Origin of the sequence: Bradyrhizobium liaoningense, assembly GCF_018130785.1 — a bacterium.
GTDB classification, from domain to species: Bacteria; Pseudomonadota; Alphaproteobacteria; order Rhizobiales; family Xanthobacteraceae; genus Bradyrhizobium; species Bradyrhizobium liaoningense_A.
In genome coordinates this window covers 1-21,818 of record NZ_JAFCJT010000034.1, presented here as the reverse complement: position 1 = coordinate 21,818, position 21,818 = coordinate 1, and the positions used below count along the sequence as shown (strand labels likewise).

The 21,818-nt window shown below is 63.7% G+C and carries 18 protein-coding genes; 8 read left to right on the top strand and 10 right to left on the bottom strand.

What is annotated here, in order from left to right:
• Positions 1-31 precede the first annotated feature (31 nt).
• On the bottom strand, positions 32-1,705 hold the full coding sequence (locus JQ627_RS35895) for an alpha-amylase family protein (protein WP_212489060.1): 1,674 nt from the start codon (positions 1,703-1,705) through the stop codon (positions 32-34).
• A 159-nt stretch (positions 1,706-1,864) separates the two neighbouring features.
• On the opposite strand from JQ627_RS35895, the gene JQ627_RS35890 reads away from it, so the two are divergent.
• Positions 1,865-2,356: an MmcB family DNA repair protein gene (locus JQ627_RS35890; RefSeq protein ID WP_212489059.1), complete on the top strand. Its 492-nt coding sequence runs from the start codon at positions 1,865-1,867 to the stop codon at positions 2,354-2,356.
• A 275-nt stretch (positions 2,357-2,631) separates the two neighbouring features.
• Here the strand turns inward: JQ627_RS35890 and JQ627_RS35885 are convergent, their stop codons facing one another.
• Together JQ627_RS35885 and JQ627_RS35880 are read right to left on the bottom strand one after the other, a co-directional pair.
• Positions 2,632-3,186 (bottom strand): ActR/PrrA/RegA family redox response regulator transcription factor, encoded by a 555-nt coding sequence (locus tag JQ627_RS35885; protein ID WP_074122131.1) that lies wholly within the window; start codon positions 3,184-3,186, stop codon positions 2,632-2,634.
• Positions 3,187-3,288: 102 nt separating this feature from the next.
• A complete protein-coding gene (locus tag JQ627_RS35880; protein WP_212489111.1) occupies positions 3,289-4,611 on the bottom strand; it encodes an ActS/PrrB/RegB family redox-sensitive histidine kinase in 1,323 nt (440 codons plus the stop codon).
• Positions 4,612-4,718: 107 nt separating this feature from the next.
• Between JQ627_RS35880 and JQ627_RS35875 the strand changes: the two genes are divergently transcribed.
• The 4 genes from JQ627_RS35875 to JQ627_RS35860 all read left to right on the top strand — a co-directional run bounded on the left by JQ627_RS35875 (position 4,719) and on the right by JQ627_RS35860 (position 9,225).
• Positions 4,719-5,522: an ABC transporter ATP-binding protein gene (locus JQ627_RS35875; RefSeq protein ID WP_212489058.1), complete on the top strand. Its 804-nt coding sequence runs from the start codon at positions 4,719-4,721 to the stop codon at positions 5,520-5,522.
• A 283-nt stretch (positions 5,523-5,805) separates the two neighbouring features.
• The gene (locus JQ627_RS35870; protein ID WP_212489057.1) at positions 5,806-6,624 is read left to right on the top strand and encodes an ABC transporter permease; all 819 of its coding nucleotides are present in this window, start codon (positions 5,806-5,808) and stop codon (positions 6,622-6,624) included.
• A gap of 121 nt (positions 6,625-6,745) precedes the next feature.
• Positions 6,746-8,074, top strand: a complete 1,329-nt coding sequence (locus JQ627_RS35865) for a polyhydroxyalkanoate depolymerase (RefSeq protein ID WP_212489056.1) — start codon at positions 6,746-6,748, stop codon at positions 8,072-8,074.
• A 311-nt stretch (positions 8,075-8,385) separates the two neighbouring features.
• Positions 8,386-9,225, top strand: a complete 840-nt coding sequence (locus JQ627_RS35860) for a M48 family metallopeptidase (protein WP_212489055.1) — start codon at positions 8,386-8,388, stop codon at positions 9,223-9,225.
• 248 nt (positions 9,226-9,473) lie between these two features.
• On the opposite strand, the gene JQ627_RS35855 is transcribed toward JQ627_RS35860, so the two are convergent.
• The 3 genes from JQ627_RS35855 to JQ627_RS35845 all read right to left on the bottom strand — a co-directional run bounded on the left by JQ627_RS35855 (position 9,474) and on the right by JQ627_RS35845 (position 13,168).
• Positions 9,474-9,692 (bottom strand): hypothetical protein, encoded by a 219-nt coding sequence (locus JQ627_RS35855; protein ID WP_212489054.1) that lies wholly within the window; start codon positions 9,690-9,692, stop codon positions 9,474-9,476.
• A 102-nt stretch (positions 9,693-9,794) separates the two neighbouring features.
• Positions 9,795-10,454, bottom strand: coding sequence for a hypothetical protein (locus JQ627_RS35850; RefSeq protein WP_212489053.1), 660 nt, complete (start codon positions 10,452-10,454; stop codon positions 9,795-9,797).
• A gap of 500 nt (positions 10,455-10,954) precedes the next feature.
• Entirely contained in the window at positions 10,955-13,168 is a 2,214-nt protein-coding gene (locus JQ627_RS35845) for a transglycosylase domain-containing protein (protein WP_212489052.1), read from the bottom strand.
• 168 nt (positions 13,169-13,336) lie between these two features.
• On the opposite strand from JQ627_RS35845, the gene JQ627_RS35840 reads away from it, so the two are divergent.
• Positions 13,337-13,762 carry a DUF1330 domain-containing protein gene (locus JQ627_RS35840; protein WP_212489051.1) on the top strand — a complete coding sequence of 142 codons (426 nt, stop codon included), beginning with the start codon at positions 13,337-13,339 and terminating at the stop codon, positions 13,760-13,762.
• A gap of 136 nt (positions 13,763-13,898) precedes the next feature.
• Here the strand turns inward: JQ627_RS35840 and JQ627_RS35835 are convergent, their stop codons facing one another.
• The 3 genes from JQ627_RS35835 to JQ627_RS35825 all read right to left on the bottom strand — a co-directional run bounded on the left by JQ627_RS35835 (position 13,899) and on the right by JQ627_RS35825 (position 17,056).
• A complete protein-coding gene (locus JQ627_RS35835) occupies positions 13,899-15,125 on the bottom strand; it encodes an ABC transporter substrate-binding protein (RefSeq protein ID WP_212489050.1) in 1,227 nt (408 codons plus the stop codon).
• 193 nt (positions 15,126-15,318) lie between these two features.
• A complete protein-coding gene (locus tag JQ627_RS35830; RefSeq protein WP_212489049.1) occupies positions 15,319-16,560 on the bottom strand; it encodes an ABC transporter substrate-binding protein in 1,242 nt (413 codons plus the stop codon).
• 133 nt (positions 16,561-16,693) lie between these two features.
• On the bottom strand, positions 16,694-17,056 hold the full coding sequence (locus JQ627_RS35825; protein ID WP_212489048.1) for a DUF1304 domain-containing protein: 363 nt from the start codon (positions 17,054-17,056) through the stop codon (positions 16,694-16,696).
• Positions 17,057-17,148: 92 nt separating this feature from the next.
• Between JQ627_RS35825 and JQ627_RS35820 the strand changes: the two genes are divergently transcribed.
• Positions 17,149-17,679: a methylated-DNA--[protein]-cysteine S-methyltransferase gene (locus JQ627_RS35820; RefSeq protein ID WP_212489047.1), complete on the top strand. Its 531-nt coding sequence runs from the start codon at positions 17,149-17,151 to the stop codon at positions 17,677-17,679.
• Between the two features lie 91 nt (positions 17,680-17,770).
• Here the strand turns inward: JQ627_RS35820 and JQ627_RS35815 are convergent, their stop codons facing one another.
• Positions 17,771-20,560: a [protein-PII] uridylyltransferase gene (locus JQ627_RS35815; protein WP_212489046.1), complete on the bottom strand. Its 2,790-nt coding sequence runs from the start codon at positions 20,558-20,560 to the stop codon at positions 17,771-17,773.
• Positions 20,561-20,748: 188 nt separating this feature from the next.
• Here JQ627_RS35815 and JQ627_RS35810 point away from each other — a divergent pair, with 188 nt between their 5' ends.
• On the top strand, positions 20,749-21,720 hold the full coding sequence (locus tag JQ627_RS35810; RefSeq protein WP_212489045.1) for an aliphatic sulfonate ABC transporter substrate-binding protein: 972 nt from the start codon (positions 20,749-20,751) through the stop codon (positions 21,718-21,720).
• The last annotated feature ends 98 nt before the right edge of the window (positions 21,721-21,818 follow it).

Sequence of the window (21,818 nt, the reverse complement as noted above, 5' to 3'; positions counted from 1 at the left end):
GCAATGACGATTGTGGAAATGGCGGAGCAAACTAGCGCGTCTCGATATCACTCCGCTTCAGCAGATAATCCAGCCCGCCGACGCGGTACCAGCGATATCCATAAGGCTCCAGCACGACGCGATGCTGGCCGCGCTTGTCGGCGTGGCTGTGATCCTCCGCGAGCAGGTTGATCAGGCGCGCGCCGGCGTCGCCGGGAAGTCCCGCCGAGAACGCGATCTCGCGCGGCTTCTCATCCAGATTGTGCACGAACAGCACGGAATTGTCGCGCCAGTCGTAGCGCATGATGAACACGGCGGGATCGCGCGTCGGAATGATCGCGAAATCGCCCCAGCCGATCTCGGGCACCTCCTTGCGCATGCGGACGATGCGCTCGGTCCAGTTCAGCATGGAATTGGGATCGCGTCGCTGCTTTGCTACATTGACGTGCTCGTAGCCGTAGGGACCCTTGTCGATGACCGGGCATGCCGGCTTGTTGCTCTTGGTGAAGCCGCCATGCGGCTCGGTCGACCATTGCATCGGCGTGCGTGCGCAACTGCGCTCCGGCAGGGAGAGATCCTCGCCCATCGCGATCTCGTCGCCATAGCGGATCACGGGCGTTCCCGGCAGCGTGCACATCAGGCTGTAGGCGAGCTCGAGCCGACGGCGGTCGCCGCCCGGCATCGGTGCGAGGCGGCGGCGGATGCCGCGGTCGTAGAGCTGCATGTCCTTGTCGGGGCCGAAGCGCTTGAAGACGATGTCACGCTGCGCCTTGGTCAGGCGGCCGAGATCGAGCTCGTCGTGATTGCGCAGGAACAGGCCCCATTGCGCGGTGGCCGGCCGCGGCCTGGTCGCCTTCAGCGCCTTCCCCAGCGGACGCGAGTCGCCGGATGCAAGCGCATAGAACAGATGCTGATTGACGTGGAAGTTGAACATCATGTGCATGCGGTCGGCATCGCGGCCGAAATATTCCATGTCCGTTTCCGGCAGCACGTTGGCTTCGGCGAGGATGATGGCGTCGCCCTGCCGCCATTGCAGGAATTCGCGGAAGGCGCGCAGCATGTCGTATTGCTCGACCGGCTTCTTCAGCTTCGCACCCTTGGTCGCGATCACGAAGGGTACGGCGTCCATGCGGAAGCCGGACACGCCAAGCTGGATCCAGAAGCCCATGATCTTCAGGATCTCGGCCTGCACATGCGGGTTCGAGGTGTTGAGATCGGGCTGGAAATCGTAGAAGCGGTGGAAGAACCAGGCGCCGGCTTCCTTGTCGCGCGTCCAGGTCGATTTCTGCACGCCGGGAAACACCATGCCCTTGTTGGCACCGGCCGGCTTCTTGTCCGACCACACATACCAGTCGCGATAGAGCGAGTTCTTGTCGCGCCGCGCCTCCTTGAACCAGTGATGCTGGTCCGAGGTGTGGTTGACGACGAGATCGATGATGACGCGGATGCCGCGCTGCTTGCAGCCATGGGTGAACTCGACGAAATCGCCGAGCGTTCCGTAGCGGGCATCGACGCTGTAATAGTCGGCGATATCGTAGCCGTCGTCGCGGCCCGGCGAGGTCTGGAACGGCATCAGCCAGATCGTGGTGATGCCGAGCCCGTGCAAATAGTCGAGCCGTCGCAGCAGGCCCTTGAAGTCGCCGACGCCGTCGCCGTCGGCATCCATATAGGTGCCGACGGACAGGCAGTAGAACACGCCGTTCTTGTACCAGAGATCGTCGATCATGCGCGAGCCGCCTCGATGCTCCGCCGAGGTGCGGCGGCTGCGTGATAAGTGCCGGGGGGAGGGGAGGTTCCGTGCGTGCCTCACACTCGCCGTCGTCCCAGGTCGCGCGAAGCGCGAGCCCGGAATGACTGGTGGAATGGAATCGGCTAATCTCCCCCCATGGACAGCATCGCCCGCAACATCGCCCTTGTTCCGCCATCCGACCGCCGCCAGTCCGAGACGGCGCTGGCGATCGCGCGCGGCACGGCGCGGCTGTTACGCTCGCTCGGCTTTACCTGCATCAGCGAATTGCCGCTGCCGTCGGGCCGGCGCGCCGATCTGGTGGCGCTCAACGAGCGCGGCGAGATCTGGATCGTGGAGATCAAGTCCTCGGTCGAGGATTTGCGGGCCGACCAGAAATGGCACGAATACCGGGCCCATTGCGACCGGCTGTTCTTCGCCTTCACGCAGGATCTGCCGTGCGAGATCTTTCCGCAAGACACCGGCCTGATCATTGCGGACGCCTATGGCGCGCACATGCAGTGCGAGGCGCCGGAGCACAAGATTGCCGCTGCCACGCGCAAGCAGATGACCGTGCGGTTTGGAATGGCGGCAGCGCTTCGGATCAACCGCCTGGTCGATCCGCAGGGCCACGCGGAGTTTTGGGAATAGCGAAGCCCAAGCGCAGGTGCCGTAGGGTGGGCAAAGCGCAGCGTGCCCACCAAACTAGTCGATCATGATCGGAGAGATATGGTGGGCACGGCGCGTTGCGCCTTTGCCCACCCTACGAGATCTGTATCCCGTCATCCTGAGGTGCGAGGCATGGGACGCAACGCGTCCCATGGGGAGGCTCGAAGGATGCACGGCCGCGATGCAGCCGCCGCCCTTCGAGGGCCGCCGAAGAGGCGGCCACCTCAGGGTGACGGTGAGAGTGTAGAGCGCGAAAACTACCTCGGCGCGCGCTTCGCCAGGATGCGCTGCAACGTGCGGCGGTGCATGTTGAGCCGGCGCGCCGTCTCCGAGACGTTGCGGTTGCACATCTCGTAGATGCGCTGGATGTGCTCCCAGCGGACGCGGTCGGCGGACATCGGGTTGGTCGGCAGCTCGGATTTCTCCGCGCTGGTCGACAGCAGCGCCGCGACGACGTCGTCGGCGTCCGCGGGCTTCGACAGATAATCGATCGCCCCCATCTTCACGGCCGTCACGGCGGTGGCGATGTTGCCATAACCGGTCAGCACGATCGCGCGGGCTTCGGGGCGCTTCTTCTTCAGCGCGGAGACAACGTCGAGGCCGTTACCGTCGCCGAGGCGAAGATCGACCACGGCGAATGCGGGCGCGGCCTTGCCGATCTGCGCGAGGCCATCCGAGACGGTGTCACACGACGTCACTGCAAACCCACGGGTCTCCATCGCGCGCGACAACCGCTCCAGGAACGGCTTGTCGTCCTCCACGATGAGAAGCGAGCGGTCGGTCTGTTCGTTCAGTTCGGCGATGGCGTTCAAGGTGTTGTCCTCTCTCTGCACATCTACATATGGCGTCGCAATCAGGCGGTGCCAAGGCCGCAAATAGTCGATCGGCCCTGCTGTGCGACGCAAGGTCGCGGCCTATCCTATTGTTTCTTCGAGCGTCTCGATAGCCTCAAAACGCTCTCTCGGCCAATTGATATGGACCACTGCACCGTGCTCCGGAAAGGTCCGATTGGTAAACGAGACCTTGGCCCCGGTGCGTTCCAGCAAGGTGCGCGCGATGAACACGCCGAGGCCGAGCCCACGCCGCTCGCCGCCGCCGTCATCCACATTGCGCCGCCGCGACAGATAGGGTTCGCCGATCCGGTTCAGGATGTCAGGCGGAATGCCCGGGCCGTCGTCGGAGATCACGAGCTCGATCGTGTCCTTGTTCCACCATGCATTCACCTCGACCGTGGTGTGGGCGAAATCGACCGCGTTCTCGACGATGTTACCGATACCGTAGAGGATCGCCGGATTGCGCGAGCCGATCGGTTCGGCCACCGCGGCGATCGCGATCCGTACCTTGATGTCGACGCCGAAATCGCGGTGCGGCGCCACCACCTCCTCGATCAGCTCCGACAGTTTCATGCGGTCGAACGGCGCGCCTTCGGACGAAAGCTGGGTGATCTTGCTCAATATGTCGCGGCAGCGCTGGGTCTGCTCGCGCAGGGTTTTCAGGTCGGCGGCGAAAACTGGATCCTTCACCGTCTTTTCCAGCTCGCGCGAGATCAGGAAGATGGTCGCGAGCGGCGTGCCGAGCTCGTGCGCGGCTGCGGCAGCCAAGCCGTCGAGCTGGGTCAGATGCTGCTCGCGTGTCAGCACAAGCTCGGTCGCAGCCAGCGCGTCGGCGAGCTTGCGCGCCTCCTCCGTCACCTGGAACGAGTAGAGACTGGTGACGCCGATCGCGAGCACGATCGAGAGCCAGACGCCGAAGAGATAGATCGGGGGCAGCACCAGCGGATCGTCGGAATCCCAGGGCAGCGGCAGATGGTAGAAGAACAGCACCGATGCGCAGGCAACGGCGAGCAGGCCGAGGCCGAAGGTGAAGCGGGCCGGCAACGCGGTGGCCGAGATCAGCACCGGCGCCAGGAACAGGAACGAGAACGGGTTTTGCAGTCCGCCGGTGAAAAACAACAGCCCCGCCAGCTCCACGATGTTCAACGCGAGCAGTCCGGCCGCCTGCATCGGCTCCAGCCGCTGCATCGGGTTGGACACGGTCTGGAGCGCCAGATTGAGCGCGGCCGACAGGGCGATGATGCTGACGCAGGGGATGATCTCGACGTTGAACTCCAGCCCCTGCGCCACGATGAAGATCGCCGCAAGCTGGCCGAGCACCGCGAGCCAGCGCAGCCGCAGGATCGTGTCCAGGCGGATATGCCGCTGCGCGTGGCGGAAGTCGGTATCGGCAGTCTCGGTCATCTCGGCCAATGTGGCGGTGCCTTCTCGATCACAAACGCGGAGCTTGCGGAACCACCCGAGATACAAGCCTTGCGCTCTCCGCTGCAATAGCAGAAGAACGACCCAGCATGACCGAGAATGACAAGGCTTCAAGTCGGCCGACTGTCGCGGATCGCGTCTCCTCCGCGGCGATTGCGGTCGATCACCTCGTCAAGGTCTACAAGCAGACCCGCGCCGTCGACGATATCTCATTTTCGCTGCCGCACGGCAGCATCACCGGGCTTCTGGGCGGCAACGGCGCCGGCAAGACCACGACCATCGCGATGATCATGGGCCTGGTGCTGCCGACCTCCGGCCGCGTCAGGGTGCTCGGACATCGGATGCCCGATGAGAGCGCGGCGGTGCTGGGGCGGATGAATTTCGAGAGCCCCTATGTCGACATGCCGATGCGGCTCACGGTGCGGCAGAATCTCACCGTGTTTGGCAAGCTCTACGCGGTGAAGAACCTTCCTGACCGCATCGCGAAGCTCGCTGACGATCTCGACCTCACCGAATTCATCGACCGCGCCAACGGCAAGCTCTCCGCCGGGCAGAAAACCCGCGTCGCGCTGGCAAAAGCGCTGATCAACCAGCCCGAGCTGCTCCTGCTGGACGAGCCCACCGCCTCGCTCGACCCGGATACGGCCGACTGGGTGCGGGCGCATATGGAGCGCTATCGCAGGGAGAACAACGCCACCATCCTTCTGGCCTCGCACAACATGCTCGAGGTCGAACGACTGTGCGACCGCGTCATCATCATGAAGCGCGGCCGCATCGAGGACGACGACACGCCGGGGGCCATCATGGCGCGCTACAACCGCACCACGCTGGAGGAGGTGTTCCTGGACGTCGCGCGCGGACGGGTGAACGGCGCGAAGGAGGCGGCGAGGTGAGTGGGCTCTCGCGTCTGGATCGTGGCCCGGATGGAGCCTCGTCATGCCGGGGCGCGCGGAGCGCGAGCCCGGAATCCATAACCACAGGATTGGATTTTGCGAAGACGCGGGGTTACCGGTCTCGCCCCACAACGGCGGCATGTGGCTATGGATTCCAGGCTCGCGACTACGTCGCGCCCCGGGATGACAGCTGTCGTAGCCCGGGTGAGCGTAGCGATACCCGGGAACGCGCTAAGCAAAGTCCCGGATGTCGCTTCGCTCATCCGGGCTACGGGCTCTCCCAATGACCGACCTCACCCTCCATCGCGGCATTTCCATCCATCGCATCGGCGCGATGATCCTGCGCTACTGGTATCTGTTGATGTCGTCCTGGCCGCGGCTGCTCGAGCTGCTTTATTGGCCCGCGCTCCAGGTCGTCACCTGGGGCTTTCTCCAACTCTATATCGCCGAGAACGCCAACTTCTTCGCGCGTGCCGGCGGCACGCTGATCGGCGCCGTCATCCTCTGGGACATCCTGTTCCGCGGCCAGCTCGGCTTTTCCATCTCGTTCCTGGAGGAGATGTGGGCGCGCAACATCGGCAATCTCATGATGAGCCCCTTGAAGCCGATCGAGTTTCTGCTGTCGCTGATGATCATGAGCATGATCCGGCTCGCGATCGGCGTCATCCCGATGACGCTGCTCGCGCTGTTTCTGTTTCACTTCAACGTCTATGCCCTCGGCCTGCCGCTGATCGCGTTCTTCTGCAATCTGATCTTCACGAGCTGGGCGGTCGGCATCTTCGTCTCGGGCCTGGTGCTGCGCAACGGCCTTGGCGCCGAGAGCATCGTCTGGACCCTGATGTTCGCGATCATGCCGCTCGCCTGCGTCTACTATCCCGTCAGCGTGCTGCCGGGATGGCTGCAATACGTCGCCTGGTCGCTGCCGCCGACCTATGTGTTCGAGGGAATGCGGGCGCTCCTGATCGAGCACACCCTCAGGACCGATCTGATGTTGAGCGCGTTGGCCATCAATGTGGTGTTGCTGGTTGCATCTTTTGGGGCATTCCTTGCCCTTTTGCGGAGCGCCAAGAAGCACGGCTCGCTGCTCTCGAGTGGCGAATAACCTCACTTTCCCGTGGATTCATGCTGGTTTGGCCGTTCAGGGCACGTAGATGTACGGAACCATGCATTGACGCAATATTACGCATTCGGCAGTATGCTGCGATGCGAAGAGGAATATAACGATGCCTATTGGTGAGTTTGGCGGCGCGCCGCCCCTGGCGGCTGAAGGCAGTCCGGTCCTGACGACGCCGATGTACTGGATGTACGAGATGGCCCAGGCCTCTCTCAATCCGGCGCGTGCGGTCACCGACGCGACCAAGCTCCTGTTTCAGAATCCTCTCAATCCGTGGACGCGCACCGAGGTCGGCAAGTCGGTCGCCGCGGCCTGTGAATTGTTCGAACGCACCACGCGCCGCTACGGCAAGCCGGAATGGGGCCTCAACGACACCGAGGTCAACGGCATCCGCGTCCCCGTCGAGGTCCGCTCGGTCTGGGAAAAGCCGTTCTGCAAGCTGCTCTACTTCGATCGCAAGTTCGCCCGTCCCTTGCGCAGCCCGCAGCCGCGCGTGCTGATTGTCGCCCCGATGTCCGGCCACTACGCGACGCTCCTGCGCGGCACGGTCGAGGCGTTCCTGCCGGCGCATGAGGTCTACATCACCGATTGGGCCGACGCCCGCATGGTGCCCCTGAGCGAGGGCCGCTTCGATCTCGACGACTACATCGACTACGTCATCGAGATGCTGCACGTCCTTGGGGGCAACACCCATGTCATGGCGGTCTGCCAGCCCTCCGTTCCCGTCGTCGCCGCCGTCTCGATCATGGAAGCGCGGCGCGACCCCTTCGTGCCGACCTCGATGACGCTGATGGGCGGCCCGATCGACACCCGCCGCAATCCGACCGGGGTGAACAAGCTCGCCCAGGAGCGCGGTATCGACTGGTTCCGCAACACCGTCATCACCAAGGTGCCGTTCCCGCACCCGGGCATGATGCGCGACGTCTATCCGGGCTTCCTGCAGCTCAACGGCTTCATCAGCATGAACCTCGACCGGCACATGGACGCCCACAAGCGCCTGTTCGCCAATCTGGTGAAGGGCGACGGCGACCTCGTCGACAAGCATCGCGACTTCTACGATGAATATCTCGCGGTGATGGATCTCTCCGCCGAGTATTACCTGCAGACGGTCGACACCGTGTTCGTGAAGCACTCGCTGCCGAAAGGCGAGATGACCCATCGCGGAACACGCGTCGATCCCTCGAAGGTCACGCGCGTCGCGCTGATGACGGTCGAAGGCGAGAACGACGATATCTCCGGGCTCGGTCAGACCGAAGCAACGCACACATTGTGCAGCTCGATCCCCGATCACCGCCGCGTTCATTACGTCCAGAAGGGCGTCGGGCATTACGGCGTGTTCAACGGCTCGCGCTTCAAGTCGGAAATCGTGCCGCGCATCCATGACTTCATGGTCTCGGCTGCGAATCCGACCTCGTTGCAGGCTCTTGCGGCCGAATAGAGCGTTTTCGAGCGAAGTGGCGACCGGTTCGCGTAAAGAAAACGCGTCAAAATAGGAATCCAGAGCCATTCCGATTCCATCGGAACGGCTCTGACCGCGTTTTTCGGCTTTCCCGCTGAAAATCGCCCCCCTGCCGCAGGTTCCGGCAGGGGCGAGTTCCCTCCAGATTCGCGGTATTTAGGTAGCTTTATAGGAGTGAGTCCCACCTCACCCCTTGGGGGTGCCGCATGCGTCCAGCGGGGGCGAAAAAACCGGGTTCCAACCCCAGTCTGTAGGGTCTCCCGGACGCTAGACCGCTGTATATTGGGCAAATGATTTGTTTTTGCGCCGAGCGCTTTCCCTGGCGGCGGTTATGGCAGAATCCGGGCGCCCTCCTGCCCCCCGGACTGACAGACATGGCCACCCGCGCACTCCTCTATCGTCGGCCCCACGAACCGAAGACCCTCGTCATCACCCATGGATCGCAGTTTTTTGCGATCCGATTGCGCCGGCACCGCCGGGCGCGCCGGTACACGCTCAGAATTCATCCGAGCGATCGCGAAGCTATCCTCACCATCCCGCCGCGCGGCACGCTCGCCGAAGCGAAAGACTTCGCTTCGCGTCACGGTGCGTGGATCGCGGCACGTCTCGGCCGTTTGCCGAAGGCTGCGCCGTTCCAGCCTGGCACAGTGATACCGCTTCGCGGCACGCCGCATCGCATCGTTCATCGCGCAGGCACCCGTGGCACGGTGTGGACCGAGACGCGCGACAGCGGCGAACGCATTCTCTGCGTCGCCGGCGGACACGACCATGTCGACCGCCGCGTCAGCGACTTCCTCAAGCGCGAGGCGCGCCGCGATCTCCAGCGTTCGGCGGAAGCCTACGCCGCCGAGCTTGGTGTCAGGGTCAAGCGACTCTCGATCCGCGATCAGTCCAGCCGCTGGGGCTCCTGCACCTCGGCGGGCTCGCTGTCGTTCTCCTGGCGCCTGATCCTCGCGCCGCCCTTCGTGCTCGACTACCTCGCCGCCCACGAGGTCGCCCATCTCGTCGAGATGAACCATTCCGCGCGGTTCTGGCGCGTCTGCGGCAAGGTCTGCCCGTCGATGGAGCGCGCCAAGAAGTGGCTCGATACGCACGGCAACGACCTGCATCGGTATGGGGTCGAGGATTAGGCCTCGCTGCCAGCCATCTTGGAAAGTGTCATCGCCCGCGAAAGCGGGCGATCCAGTATTCCAGAGGCCGTAGTGATTGAATCGAGAGGCCGCGGCGTACTGGATTCCCCGCCTTCGCGGGGAATGACAGCGGAGAACGAGGCGATTTCTGCGCGCGCACATCCGATCCCAAACGCTCTAAAACGCGAACGACCGGCAATCGGGGCGATCAGCCGGTCGCCGGCATTTCTCGCACCGTAGTCCCGTAGCTAAACCAGAAGATCGTGCTGGAGCGGGAGCGCGTGTACCTGCTGGAGCTCATGACCGTCGAAGGAGACGGGGGCGTGGTCTGCCAAGGCCTGTGGTCCTGCCGCCTTCGCCAAAGGCGACGGGGAAAGCAGCGTCGTCAGGTCATAGCCGGCCCCATCGCTGCCGATGGCGTATTCGATGACATTGTTGCCGCCCAGGAAGAAATTGGAGATCGACACGCCACTGTTGATGACGCCGTCCGAGACGTCGGCCGCGTTGGTTGATGTGCTTTGACAAAATTCTTCGTCCAGATGCCGCGCGTCCTCAAACCATCTCTCAGGTCAGGCGCTGATATCGGCACTTGTCCCCGACTGCGTGCGTGAGGCGAGATAGGACGATTGCAGTTGCGCAGCGGCCTTCTGGCCCTCGGCCAGCATGGCCTGGAAGGCCGCGTCGAGTTGCTCGCGGCTATAGGTCGCAGAGCTGCTCTCACGCGGCGTCCATTGCGATTGCGTGATCGCGGTGGAAGCTTTTTCGACGGTGCCGCCAAGCAGCTTGGCGTAGCTGTCGGCCCGCCATTGCGCCAGATCCGGTCCACTCAGACCCGGAGGATCCTCCAGCTTGCCGATCTTTGCGGCTGCCGCGTTGGTCATCGTCGAGGACCCGCCATTGTACAGAGTGGCCACCACCTTGCCGTCAACCTTCACCTGAGCATAGGTGTTCTCAGGTGCATCGTCCGAGACCGCGGGTTGAGTCGCGCTCGCGTCGTTGGTCCTCAGCCAGTTCGTTGCCATGAGGTCGCGCAGGTGAGGATTATCCGCCACCGATATCGGCTTGGCGCCTTGCAGCGGCTTGAGTTCCGAGACCTTGATTCCGGCGTCGCCGGTCGGGGCGTCGGTCGCAGCCGGCACCTCCGACAGGCCATCCGATGTCGCGTTTGAATTGAACGTTGATGCGGGACGCAGATAGGTCGATGCCGCGTTGAACAGGCCCGAAATCATGGAACGCTCCTTCCCACTAAACCCGAATCGTCGGGACTCAACCTAAGAGAGCAAATCCCGGGCCGATTGCGGAGACTTGAAGACACTGGTGTTTTGGCGTTCAGCAACTTCCCGGCGTCGGTAAATCTTGCCGCCATAGGCAGGACTTGCCGAAGCCTAGAAAGATGTCATCGCCCGCGAAGGCGGGCGATCCAGTATTCCAGAGGCTGTCGTGATTAAACCGATGGGCCGCGGTGTACTGGATTCCCCGCTGGAGCCTGTCATCGGGCTCGCCGAAGGCGAGACCCGGTGGCGGGGAATGGCGGCGGGGAGAGCGACGTCAGCGTGCTTTGCACGATCCCCGCCCAATCTCGCGATGATTGCGCGGCAGGCCCGATTTGCTCCACCGCATCAAACGTTTCCTACAATCCACCGCGCATTACGCCTGATATCACCGGCTACTGTGCATGGGGTTGTTTTCGCGTTTTTTGTTTTGAGGCCCTGGGGACCTCAGCTCAAAGCTACCGGTTTCCGCCGAACAACCGGTCCATCAGCCAGCCGTCGAGCCCTGCGGCGGCTTCCGGCCGCACATTGGCGCGCGTCGGAGGCGGGCGATAACCGCCGTTGTTGGCCGGTGCCGGTCCGGGCGCCGCCGCTGTCGGCGGCGACACCTGCGACGCCGCCTGCGCGAGGTTCGACAGGCCCCAATTCGCTTGCGAGTTCGGCAAGGCTGCCACCGGCACGCCCTCGTGCGCCGTGCGCATGAAGCGCGACCAGACCTCGACGGGCAGGCCGCCGCCGGTCGCCTTCTTGGTCGGCGAGTTGTCGTCATTGCCGAGCCAGACGCCGGTGACGAGGTTGGCGGTGTAGCCGATGAACCAGGCGTCGCGATAATCCTGGCTGGTGCCGGTCTTGCCGGCGGCGGGCCAGCCGGGGATCTCCGCCTTCTTGGCGGTGCCCGATATCAGCGTCTCCCGCATCATCGCGTTCATCATGCCGACATAGCGCGGGTCGATAACCTGGTTGCGCTCGTCCGGCTGGCGCATGTAGAGCAGCTTGCCGCCGAGCGTCCTGATCCGCGTGACGACATGCGGCGTCACCGCGAAGCCGCCATTGGCGAAGGGTGTGTAGGCGCCGACCAGCTCGACGACCGAGACTTCGGAGGTGCCGAGCGCGATCGAGGCATTGGGCTCGAGTTTCGAGGAGATGCCGAGCCGGTGCGCGGTGCGCACCACGTTCTTCGGCCCGACCTCGAGGCCGAGGCGAATGGCGACCGTGTTGAGCGACATCGCCAGCGCCTGGGTCAGCGTCACCGCGCCGAAATATTCGTGAGTGTAGTTCTCGGGCTTCCAGCCCTTGACCTCGATCGGCGCGTCCTGACGCAAGGTATCAGGCGTCAGCCCCTGCTCGAGCGCGGTCAGGTACACGAACGGCTTGAAGGAGGAGCCCGGCTGGCGCTTCGCAGTGACCGCGCGGTTGTACTGGCTGTCGGAATAGTTCCGCCCGCCGACCATGGCGCGCACGGCGCCGTCGGGGGTCATCGCCACCAGCGCGCCCTGGCTGACATTGAACTTCACGCTCTTGGCTGCGAGCTCGTCGATGATGGCGGCTTCCGCCACGCTCTGAAGCTTCGGATCGATCGTGGTCTCGACCTTGATGCTCTCGTCGATCTGGCCGACCAGATCGTCCAGCACCTCGCCGATCCAGTCGGCGACGTAGTTGACTGTGCCGGCGCCGACCGGCTTCACATTGTAGGAGGGATGGCCGATCGAGGCCTGCGCCTGCGCGTCGGTAATGAATTTCGCATCCGCCATCGCCGCGAGCACGACCTTCGCACGCGCTTCCGCGCCTTCAGGGTTGCGATTTGGCGCAAGACGCGAGGGCGATTTGACGAGGCCGGCAAGCATCGCGGCCTCCGCCATCGTCACGTTCTTGGCCGACTTGCCGAAATACTTCTGCGCGGCAGCTTCGACGCCGTAGGCGCCGGAGCCGAAATAGACGCGGTTGAGATAAAGCTCCAGGATCTCGTTCTTGGAGTGCTTGCGCTCCAGCCAGATCGCCAGTTCCACCTCCTGCAGCTTGCGCTGCATGGTGCGCTCCTGGGTCAGGAACAGGTTTTTCGCGAGCTGCTGCGTCAAGGTCGAGCCGCCCTGCGAGACGCCGCGGTGGAGCACGTTGGTGACCAGCGCGCGCAGGATGCCGACCGGATCGATGCCGAAATGCGAATAGAAGCGGCGGTCCTCGATGGCGATGAACGCCTTCGGCAGATAGGGCGGCAAATCGTTCAGTGAGACATTGGCGCCGGCCATCTCGCCGCGCTGCGCCAGCATGCTGCCGTCGATGCCGACGATCTGGATCGTTGGCGGACGCTTGGGAATCTCCAGCGACTGGATCGGCGGCAGATGGGCGCCGACATAGATCACGAGGCCGATCACGGCGATCACGCCCCACAGGCTCAGCACCGCGCCCCAATAGGCCAGGCGGCCGAGGCTGAACCCTCCGCCCGCCTTCGACCGGCGCTTGGCGCCGCTGCGGCCGGCCTGCGTCTTCCGCTCGCGCGGCGGCTCGTCGCCGGCATCATCGCTCTTGCGCTTGGCGGATGATTTCGTGGATTTCTTCGGCTTGTCCTCGGCGTTGGGGATGCGATCCGCCGCGGTCAGGCGCAGATCGGCGAGCGCCGCGGGCAAGCCGAACAACGGCTCCTTCCGCCCACCTTTTTTCTTTCCCAACCCCATACGCAAAACGCCCGATCATCCCGCCCCGCCGCACGCTAGCGGTCGCTGTTTAAGGCCCGGTTACCCAGAGCTTAACGCGCGATTAGGAGGTGCGGCATTCGCCTGCCGCAGTTCCGCTGGCGAAGCGGCAGAGCTAGGATTGTCCGCATAAAACAAGAGGGAACCGGCATGGGCCATATCGATCCGACCAAGGAGATTTTTGCGCAGTTCCGGGACAACGACCGCCCCGGCCCGATCCACATGCTCAATCTGGTGCGTTTGCGCCGAGAGGCGGCCTATCCCGACGGCCGCAAGGCGAGCGGCGCGGAAGCTTATGCGGCCTATGGCCGCGAGAGCGGCCCGGTGTTCGAGCGCCTCGGCGGCCGCATTGTCTGGCAAGGCAAATTCGAGCTGATGCTGATCGGCCCCGAGGCCGAGCGCTGGGACCATTGCTTCATCGCCGAATATCCAAGCGTCGCCGCCTTCGTCGAGATGATCCGCGATCCCGTCTATCGCGAGGCGGTGAAGCATCGGCAGGCCGCGGTGGAGGATTCACGGCTGATCCGGCACGCGGTGCTGCCGGTGGGGAAGAATTTTGGGGAGATACCGGAGTAGACGTCTCTGCGCGCATCTCCCTCCGCCGTCATGGCCGGGCTTGACCCGGCCATCCACGCCTTCGTTGTCGCTCCAAGAACGTGGATGCCCGGGACAAGCCCGGGCATGACGTCGTTGAGGCAGTTGTTTTCAACCACTAGCCGGCCGGCCCCGTATCCTCCAGGATCGGGCCGAACAGCTCCCAGCGCTCGCCGTTGAACTTCATCATCTGAAGCTGCTTGTTGACGCGGTAGTCGGTCGGCGAGGTGTTGGCCTTGATGCCGGGAAGCGCAGTGTCACTGACGACGTCCTTCAGCGACGCGGCCTGCTTCATGACGTTCTCGCGCGTCAGGTCGTCGCCGCACTGCTTCAGCACATGGACCAGGAGCTGTGCCGTGCTGTAGCCGTAGGTGTTGAAGTTCGAATCCTTGTCGCCGTCCGGATAGTACTTGGCCATGAAGTCGAAATACTTCTTCAGGCCCGGGTCGTCCTTCCAGGTCGGATCGAGCGGTTCCTTGCCGTAGTTGACGCTGATCAGGCCCTTGGCGGCATCGAGGCCAGCGGGCTTCAGCACCGCGCCGACCGAGGTGGCGTTGATGTCGACGATCTGCACCGGATGCCAGCCCATCTCGGCGATCTTCTTGATCGCCTGCGCGGCCTGCTTCGGCGTGGTGGCACTGAAGAACAGATCTGCGCCGGCGTCCTTGATCTTGAGGATCTGGGAGTCGACGGTGGGATCTGAGACCTCGTAGGACGCTTCGGTCACGATCATCTTGGCGGCCTTGTCGCCGAGGCCGGCCTTGATGCCGTTCAGATAGTCCTTGCCAAGGTCGTCGTTCTGATAGAGCACGCCGATCTTCGCGTTCGGATGCTCCTTCAGGATGTACTGCCCGTAGATGCGGCCTTCGACGAAGTAGTTCGGATTGAAGCCCATCGTCCACGGAAAGTTCTTCGGGTCGGTAAAGCGCGAAGCGCCGGTCGCCGCGAACAGCTGCGGCACCTTCTTGGAATTGAGATATTTCTGCACGGCCGCGTTCACGGGTGTGCCGATGATCTGGAAGGTCAGGAGCACCTCGTCGCTCTCGACGAGCTTGCGAATCTGCTCCACGGCTTTCGGCGGCGAATAGGCGTCGTCATACTGAATGAGGTTGATCTTGCGGCCGTTGATGCCGCCCTGGTCGTTGACCATCTTGAAATAGGCGGCCTGGGTCTTGCCGATCGACGAATAGGCGGACGCCGGGCCCGAGAACGGCATGGTCTGTCCGACCTTGATCTCGGTGTCGCTGGCGCCCGGATCATATTTCTTCTGGGCATTGGCCGCAGAGGCCGACAGCGCCAGGGTCAGCGCCGTTGCCGTGGCCAGATGCAGCATTCCATTCCTCATTCGCAATTTCCTCAGCTGTTATTGCCGGCGATCTGTCCGGGGCGCTCATGCGCACCGAACGTCGCCGCTGAGGCGAGTGTGGAGGAGGCGTTGCTGCAACGCAAGGTCGGCGGGCACGCGCAGTTCGTAGGGTGGGTTACGCCGAGCAGATGCGCTTTGCGCATCTGCAGGGCTAACCCACCCTACGTAGTCCCTAACCCGCCGGGCCGTTGTCCTCGATGATCGGGCCGAACAGCTCCCAACGCTCGCCGTTGAACTTCATCATCTGCATCTGCTTGTTGACGCGATAATCGTTCGGTCCGGTGTTGATCTTGATGCCGGGCAGCGCGAAGCTCGGGGTGAAGTCCTTGATGTTGGCGACCTGCTTCATCACGTTCTCACGCGACAGGTCGTCACCGCACTGTTTCAGCACCTGCGTCAGCAGCTCGGCGACCGAATAAGCATAGGTGTTGACCGTGTTGAGCTTGTCGCCTTCGGGGAAATACTTGTCCATGAAGGCGAAGAACGCCTTCACGCCCGGATCGTCCTTCCACTGCGGGTCACTCGGCTCCTTGCCGTATTGGGTCGAGATGATGCCCTTGGAGATGTCGAGGCCGGCCGGCTTCAGCGTCGCCGAGATCGGGCTCGCATTGATGTCGAGGATGTGCACCGGCGTCCAGCCGAGCTCGGCCACCTTCTTGATGGCCTGCGCCGCGAACTTCGGCGTCGAGGCATCGTAGAAGAGATCGGCGCCGAGCGACTTCAGCTTGACCACCTGCGAGTCGACGGTCGGGTCGGTGACCTCGTAGGACACCTCGCCGACGATCATCTTGGCGGCCTTGTCGCCGAGGCCGCTCTTGAGACCGGCGAGATAGTCGCGGCCCATGTCGTCGTTCTGGTAGAGCACGCCGATCTTGGCATTGGGGTGATTGGCGAGAATGTACTTGGCGTAGATGCGTCCCTCGGACACGTAGTTGGGATTGTAGGCGATGGTCCAGGGATAGTTCTGCGGATCGTTGAAGCGTGCGGCGCCGGTAGAGGCCAGCAGCTGCGGGATCTTCTTGCCGTTGAGATATTTTTGCACGGCGGCGTTCGCGGCCGTGCCGATGATCTGGAAGGTGAACAGCACCTCGTCGCCTTCGACGAGCTTGCGCACCTGCTCGACCGTCTTCGGCGGCGAATAGGCATCGTCATACTGGATCAGATTGATCTTGCGGCCGTTGATGCCGCCCTGATCGTTGATCATCTTGAAGTAGGCGGCCTGGGTCTTGCCGATATTGGCGTAGACGGAATAGGCCCCGGAGAACGGCACGGTCTGGCCGATCTTGATCTCGGTGTCGCTCGCGCCGGTGTCGTATTTCTTCTGGGCGAGGGCTTGATTGAAGGGGGCTTGGCTGGCGGAGAACGCGAAGGCGAGCGCCGCCGTGGCAACTATGAAGGCTCTGCGATTGTTCATCTTGGTTGTTCCTCCTGACGGAATTTCCGGTCGACGGTCTTTTCCCGTTGATTGCAACGGTCGCCATCGCTGCCGGAGAGTGTGGAGGAAGGCGAGGTGCCGCGCAAGGATCGCGGCGCTGCGCCGAAGCGTCTCAGGTCAGAAACAGCGCAACCAGCGCGATCGCCGCCGGCAGCGCCTGCACGATCAGGATGCGCGAGCTGACGGTCGCCGCGCCGTAGGCGCCGGCCACGACCACGCAGAGCAGGAAGAATGCCTTGATCTGGAATGCGAAGGCCGGGTTGCCGTGGGCGAGGCCCCAGATCAGGCCGGCAGCGAGGAAGCCGTTATAGAGCCCTTGATTGGCCGCCAGCACTTTCGTGATTTCGGCCTTCTCAGGCGTATTGCGAAAAACCTTCAAGCCCAGCGGCTTGTCCCAGAGAAACATCTCCAGGATCAGGAAGAAGGCGTGCAGTGCGGCGACCAGCGCCACCAGGATGTTGGCGATCCAGATCAAGTTGAGCCCCCCAAAAGCGTCAGCTTTCGGGTGGACGTTAGCACGGCCGGCATGGCAAGTGCGATGATGTGTTTCGATGGCCTGGTGTCGCAATGCCCGCTCGATCGACCAAACCGTCAGTAAGCTTCGGCCTCGATCGTCTGACGACGCCGATCGGGACCGCGTTGCTCGTCACCGATGCCGAGGGTGCGCTACGCGCGCTCGACTGGGACGATTACGAGCACCGCATGCGCGAGCTGTTGCGCCTGCATTACGGTACGGTGGATCTCCGCGATCAACCCGCGCCGGCGGAGATCCGGACTGCGCTCTCGGGCTATTTCGAAGGCGATCTCGGCCAGCTCTCGCGCGTCGCATGGCGCATCGCCGGCACGCCGTTCCAGCAGAAGGTCTGGAACGCGCTTGTACACATTCCCGCCGGCACCACGATGAGCTACGGCGCGCTGGCCGCTAGGATCGACATGCCGAAGGCCATTCGCGCCGTTGGACACGCCAACGGCTCCAACCCGATCAGCGTGGTGCTGCCGTGCCATCGCCTGATCGGTGCCGATGGTTCGCTGGTCAAATATGGTGGCGGCCTCGAGCGCAAGCGCTGGCTGCTGCGGCATGAGGGCGTGGAGGTTTGAGGCGTAGCGTCCGCGAACCTCTCCGTCGTCATTCCGGGGCGCGCGAAGCGCGAGCCCGGAATGACGAGAGGAGAGAGACGCGCGCCGCCACTCACGCCGCCGGCTGAACCGCCTTGTCGGCGGCCATCACGTGGGTCAGCGCGCGCTTGATTGCGGACTGGCGCGTCGGCGCGTTGATCTGCGCGCCCAGGAGGTCGGTGACGTAGAACACGTCGCGGGCGCGCTCGCCGAAGGTCGCGACATGGGCCGAGGCGATGTTCAGATTGAGCTTCGAGATCGCGGTGGTCAGCTCGTAGAGCAGGCCGGGGCGGTCGAGGCCGGAGACCTCGATCACGGTGTAGCGGTCAGACCACTGGTTGTTGATGGTCACTTCCGGCTCGATCACGAACGGCCGCGCCTTGCTGCGCACGGTGCGCCGCGCCACCACTTCGGGCAGACGCAGCTTGCCTTCCAGCACGTCCTCGATCATCTCGCCGATGCGTGTGGCGCGCCGGCCCTCGTCCTCGTCGCGGTCGTATTCCCTGGAGATCGAGATCGTGTCGAGCGCGCGGCCGTCGGTCGTCGTGTAGATCTGCGCGTCGACGATGTTGGCGCCGGCCGAGGCGCAGGCGCCGGCGATGATCGAGAGCAGCCAGGGATGGTCGGCGGCGAAGATCGTGAGCTCGGTGACGCCGCGCACCTCGTCGAAGCCGACATTGATCGCGAGCTTGTGGCCGGCCTGTTCGCTGGAGCGGACGAAGCGGGCATGGCGGATCTTTCGCGGCAGCTCGACCTTGAGCCAATATGCGGGATAGTGCCGGCCGATATAGGCATCGAGCTCGTCCACCGGCCATTCGGCGAAGGCCATGCGGAATTCGGCGTAGGCGGCCGTCAGGCGCTTGCCGCGGTCGACTTCCGAGAAGCCGCCGGTCAGCACCGGTTCGGTCTCATAATAGAGCGAGCGCAGGAGCTGCGCCTTCCAGCCGTTCCACACGCCCGGGCCGACGCCGCGGATGTCGGCGGTGGTCAGGATCGTGAGCAATTTCATCTGCTCGACCGACTGCACCACGGCGGCGAAATTCTCGATCGTCTTGCGGTCCGACAGATCGCGCGACTGCGCGACCGTGGACATCGTCAGATGCTCCTCGATCAGCCAGGCCACGAGCTCGGTGTCGGCCGCGCTGAAGCCGAGCCGCGGGCACAGCCGCCGGGCCACCTTGGCCCCGGCGATCGAATGATCCTCGGGCCGGCCCTTGGCGATGTCGTGCAGCAGCGTCGTGATGTAGATCACCGCACGGTGCTCGGGCCGGATCTTGCGGAAGAGATCGCTGGCGAGCGTAAATTCCTCGATGCCGCCGCGCTCGATGTCCTGCAGGAAGCCGACACAGCGGATCAAATGCTCGTCAACGGTGTAGTGATGATACATGTTGAACTGCATCATCGAGACGATCTTGCCGAAAGCGCGGATGAATTGGCCGAGCACACCGGTCTCGTTCATCCGACGCAGCACGATCTCGGCGTTGTCGGAGGTCAGGATCTCCATGAACAGCCGGTTGGCTTCCGGGTTCTCGCGAAGCTGCGCGTTGATCAGGCCGAGTGAGCGCGTCACGTCGCGCATCGCGTCCGGATGGAAGGCGAGGTTGTTCTTCTGCGCCAGGCGGAAGATGCGGATCAAATTGACCGGATCGTGCTTGAACACGTCGGGCGCGGCGACGTTGATGCGGTTGTTGTCGACGATGAAGTCGTCGCTGTCGGGGACGCGGCGCTTCGCGGGAGTGGGGCGCAGCCGCGCCATCATCCTGCTGAGCACCGGCGCGGGCTTGGCCTGCTGGTCCTCGAGCTTGGCGCAGAGGATGGCGGTGAGATTGCCCACTTCCTTTGCGACCAGGAAGTAGTGCTTCATGAAGCGCTCGACGTCCTGCATGCCGGGATGCGAGGTGTAGCCGAGCCGGACCGCGATCTCGCGCTGGAGGTCGAAGGAGAGGCGCTCCTCCGCGCGGCCGGAGTAGAAGTGCAGATTGCAGCGCACCGACCAGAGGAAGTCGGCGCAGCGGCGAAAGGTGCGATATTCCTGCGCGTCGAACACGCCGCGCTCGACCAGCTCGTCGGTATCACGAACGCGGTAGACGTATTTGGCGATCCAGAACAGCGTGTGCAGGTCGCGCAAGGCGCCCTTGCCGTCCTTGACGTTGGGCTCGACCAGGTAGCGCGACTGGCCGCCGCGGCGGTGGCGCTCCTCGCGCTCGGCGAGCTTTGCGGTGACGAATTCGGACGCCGTGCCCTGCACCACGTCCTTGTCGAAGCGCGCGACCAGCTCGTCATAGAGCGGCTGGTCGCCGGTGAGGAAGCGCGTCTCCAGGATCGCGGTGCGGATGGTCATGTCGCCGCGCGCCTGCCGGATCGATTCATCGACCGAGCGCGTGGCGTGCCCGACCTTCAGCCCCATGTCCCAGAGGCAGTAGAGAATGGCTTCGGCGACCTGCTCACCCCAGGCGGTCTGCTTGTAGGGCAGGATGAACAGGAGATCGATGTCGGATTCCGGCGCCATCAGGCCGCGGCCATAGCCGCCGGTCGCGACCACCGCCATGCGCTCCGCGCCGCTCGGGATCGGCGAGCGGTAGAGATGCCGGGTCGCCGCCGAATACAGGATGCGGATGATCTCGTCCTGCACGTGGCACAGCCGTTCGGCGCAGCGCCTTCCGTGACGATCCTTCAGCAGGATCGCCTGCGCCGCGGCGCGCGCTGCGATCAGCTCGGCCTTGAGCATTTGCGCCAGGGCCGTGCGGAACGTGTCCTCACGTCCCTGATGTTTCTCGGCAAGCGCATCGACCGCGGCGGTGATCCGCGCGGTGTCGAAGCGATCGTCTACCTCTGGCTTGTGCTCAGTCGCGACGCTGTCCATGTCTCACCGGATATAAGAGGTGACAGGCGCTGTCACCCGCCATTCTCTGGCAATAGTCGTTCCATGCTGGAAAAGGCCGGCCTCCGGCAAAATTGTTCTCAGCCGAGGGGCTTTCGGGACAGCGATTTTCTCGTTGACCTCTAGAAATAACTCATTGAAAAACAATGAAGTTTTTGAGGAGGCTGGGCATGACCGGGATTACACGACGCATTCTGTTGGCGGGAGCTGTTGCGCTCGCATTGACCCCTGCGGCACGGGCGGCGGATCCGCTGAAAGAAATCCGCATCGACTGGGCGACCTATAACCCGGTGTCGATGGTCCTGAAGCAGAAGGGGCTTCTGGAAAAGGAATTCGCCAAGGACGGCATCACCATCACCTGGGTGCAGTCGGCCGGCTCGAACAAGGCGCTCGAATTCCTCAATGCCGGCTCGATCGATTTCGGCTCGACCGCGGGCTCGGCGGCGCTGGTCGCCCGCATCAACGGCAACCCCATCAAGTCGATCTACGTCTATTCGCGTCCCGAATGGACGGCGCTGGTGACGGGCAAGGATTCCAAGATCGCGAGCGTTGCCGATCTCAAGGGCAAGCGCGTCGCGGTGACGCGCGGCACCGATCCGCACATCTTCCTGGTGCGCGCGCTGCTAGGTGCGGGCCTCACCGAAAAGGACATCACGCCGGTGCTGCTCCAGCACGCCGACGGCAAGACCGCGCTGATCCGCGGCGACGTCGACGCCTGGGCCGGCCTCGATCCGATGATGGCGCAGGCCGAGGTCGAGGAAGGTGCGAAACTGTTTTATCGCAAGGCCGATGCCAACACCTGGGGCATCCTCAATGTGCGCGAGCAGTTCCTGAAGGACTATCCGGACGCCGCCCGCCGCGTGCTCGCGGTGTACGAAGAGGCGCGCAAATATTCGCTGGCGAATTACGACGAGCTGAAGAAGACCTTCATCGCCGTCACGAAGCTGCCGGATCCGGTGGTCGACAGGCAGCTCAAGGAGCGGACCGAGCTCACCCACAGCCGCATCGGCGCGCCCCAGCGCGAATCGATCCTCGCCGCCGGCCTCGCCCTGCAACAGGCCGGCGTCGTCGACGCCAAGGTCGACGTGAAGGCGACGCTGGATGCCCTGATCGACGACCAGGTGCCGCTGCCGACGAATTGATCTCTCTTACCCTCCCCTGGAGGGGTAGGGGAATCGCATATGGCGGCGGATGGGCGTTGCGAAGCGGTTGGAACTGGATTCTTTGGGTGTCTCCCACT

Bases quoted from the DNA above. Each gene is read 5' to 3' on its own strand.
- JQ627_RS35870 (WP_212489057.1), top strand. From the start codon at position 5,806: ATGACCGACCTCACCCTCCATCGCGGCATTTCCATCCATCGCATCGGC.
- JQ627_RS35850 (WP_212489053.1), bottom strand. From the start codon at position 10,454: ATGATTTCGGGCCTGTTCAACGCGGCATCGACCTATCTGCGTCCCGCA.
- JQ627_RS35840 (WP_212489051.1), top strand. From the start codon at position 13,337: ATGGGCCATATCGATCCGACCAAGGAGATTTTTGCGCAGTTCCGGGAC.
- JQ627_RS35830 (WP_212489049.1), bottom strand. From the start codon at position 16,560: ATGAACAATCGCAGAGCCTTCATAGTTGCCACGGCGGCGCTCGCCTTC.
- JQ627_RS35835 (WP_212489050.1), bottom strand. From the start codon at position 15,125: ATGAGGAATGGAATGCTGCATCTGGCCACGGCAACGGCGCTGACCCTG.
- JQ627_RS35810 (WP_212489045.1), top strand. From the start codon at position 20,749: ATGACCGGGATTACACGACGCATTCTGTTGGCGGGAGCTGTTGCGCTC.
- JQ627_RS35895 (WP_212489060.1), bottom strand. From the start codon at position 1,705: ATGATCGACGATCTCTGGTACAAGAACGGCGTGTTCTACTGCCTGTCC.
- JQ627_RS35860 (WP_212489055.1), top strand. From the start codon at position 8,386: ATGATTTGTTTTTGCGCCGAGCGCTTTCCCTGGCGGCGGTTATGGCAG.
- JQ627_RS35865 (WP_212489056.1), top strand. From the start codon at position 6,746: ATGCCTATTGGTGAGTTTGGCGGCGCGCCGCCCCTGGCGGCTGAAGGC.
- JQ627_RS35890 (WP_212489059.1), top strand. From the start codon at position 1,865: ATGGACAGCATCGCCCGCAACATCGCCCTTGTTCCGCCATCCGACCGC.
- JQ627_RS35845 (WP_212489052.1), bottom strand. From the start codon at position 13,168: ATGGGGTTGGGAAAGAAAAAAGGTGGGCGGAAGGAGCCGTTGTTCGGC.
- JQ627_RS35815 (WP_212489046.1), bottom strand. From the start codon at position 20,560: ATGGACAGCGTCGCGACTGAGCACAAGCCAGAGGTAGACGATCGCTTC.
- JQ627_RS35820 (WP_212489047.1), top strand. From the start codon at position 17,149: ATGCCCGCTCGATCGACCAAACCGTCAGTAAGCTTCGGCCTCGATCGT.
- JQ627_RS35880 (WP_212489111.1), bottom strand. From the start codon at position 4,611: ATGACCGAGACTGCCGATACCGACTTCCGCCACGCGCAGCGGCATATC.
- JQ627_RS35875 (WP_212489058.1), top strand. From the start codon at position 4,719: ATGACCGAGAATGACAAGGCTTCAAGTCGGCCGACTGTCGCGGATCGC.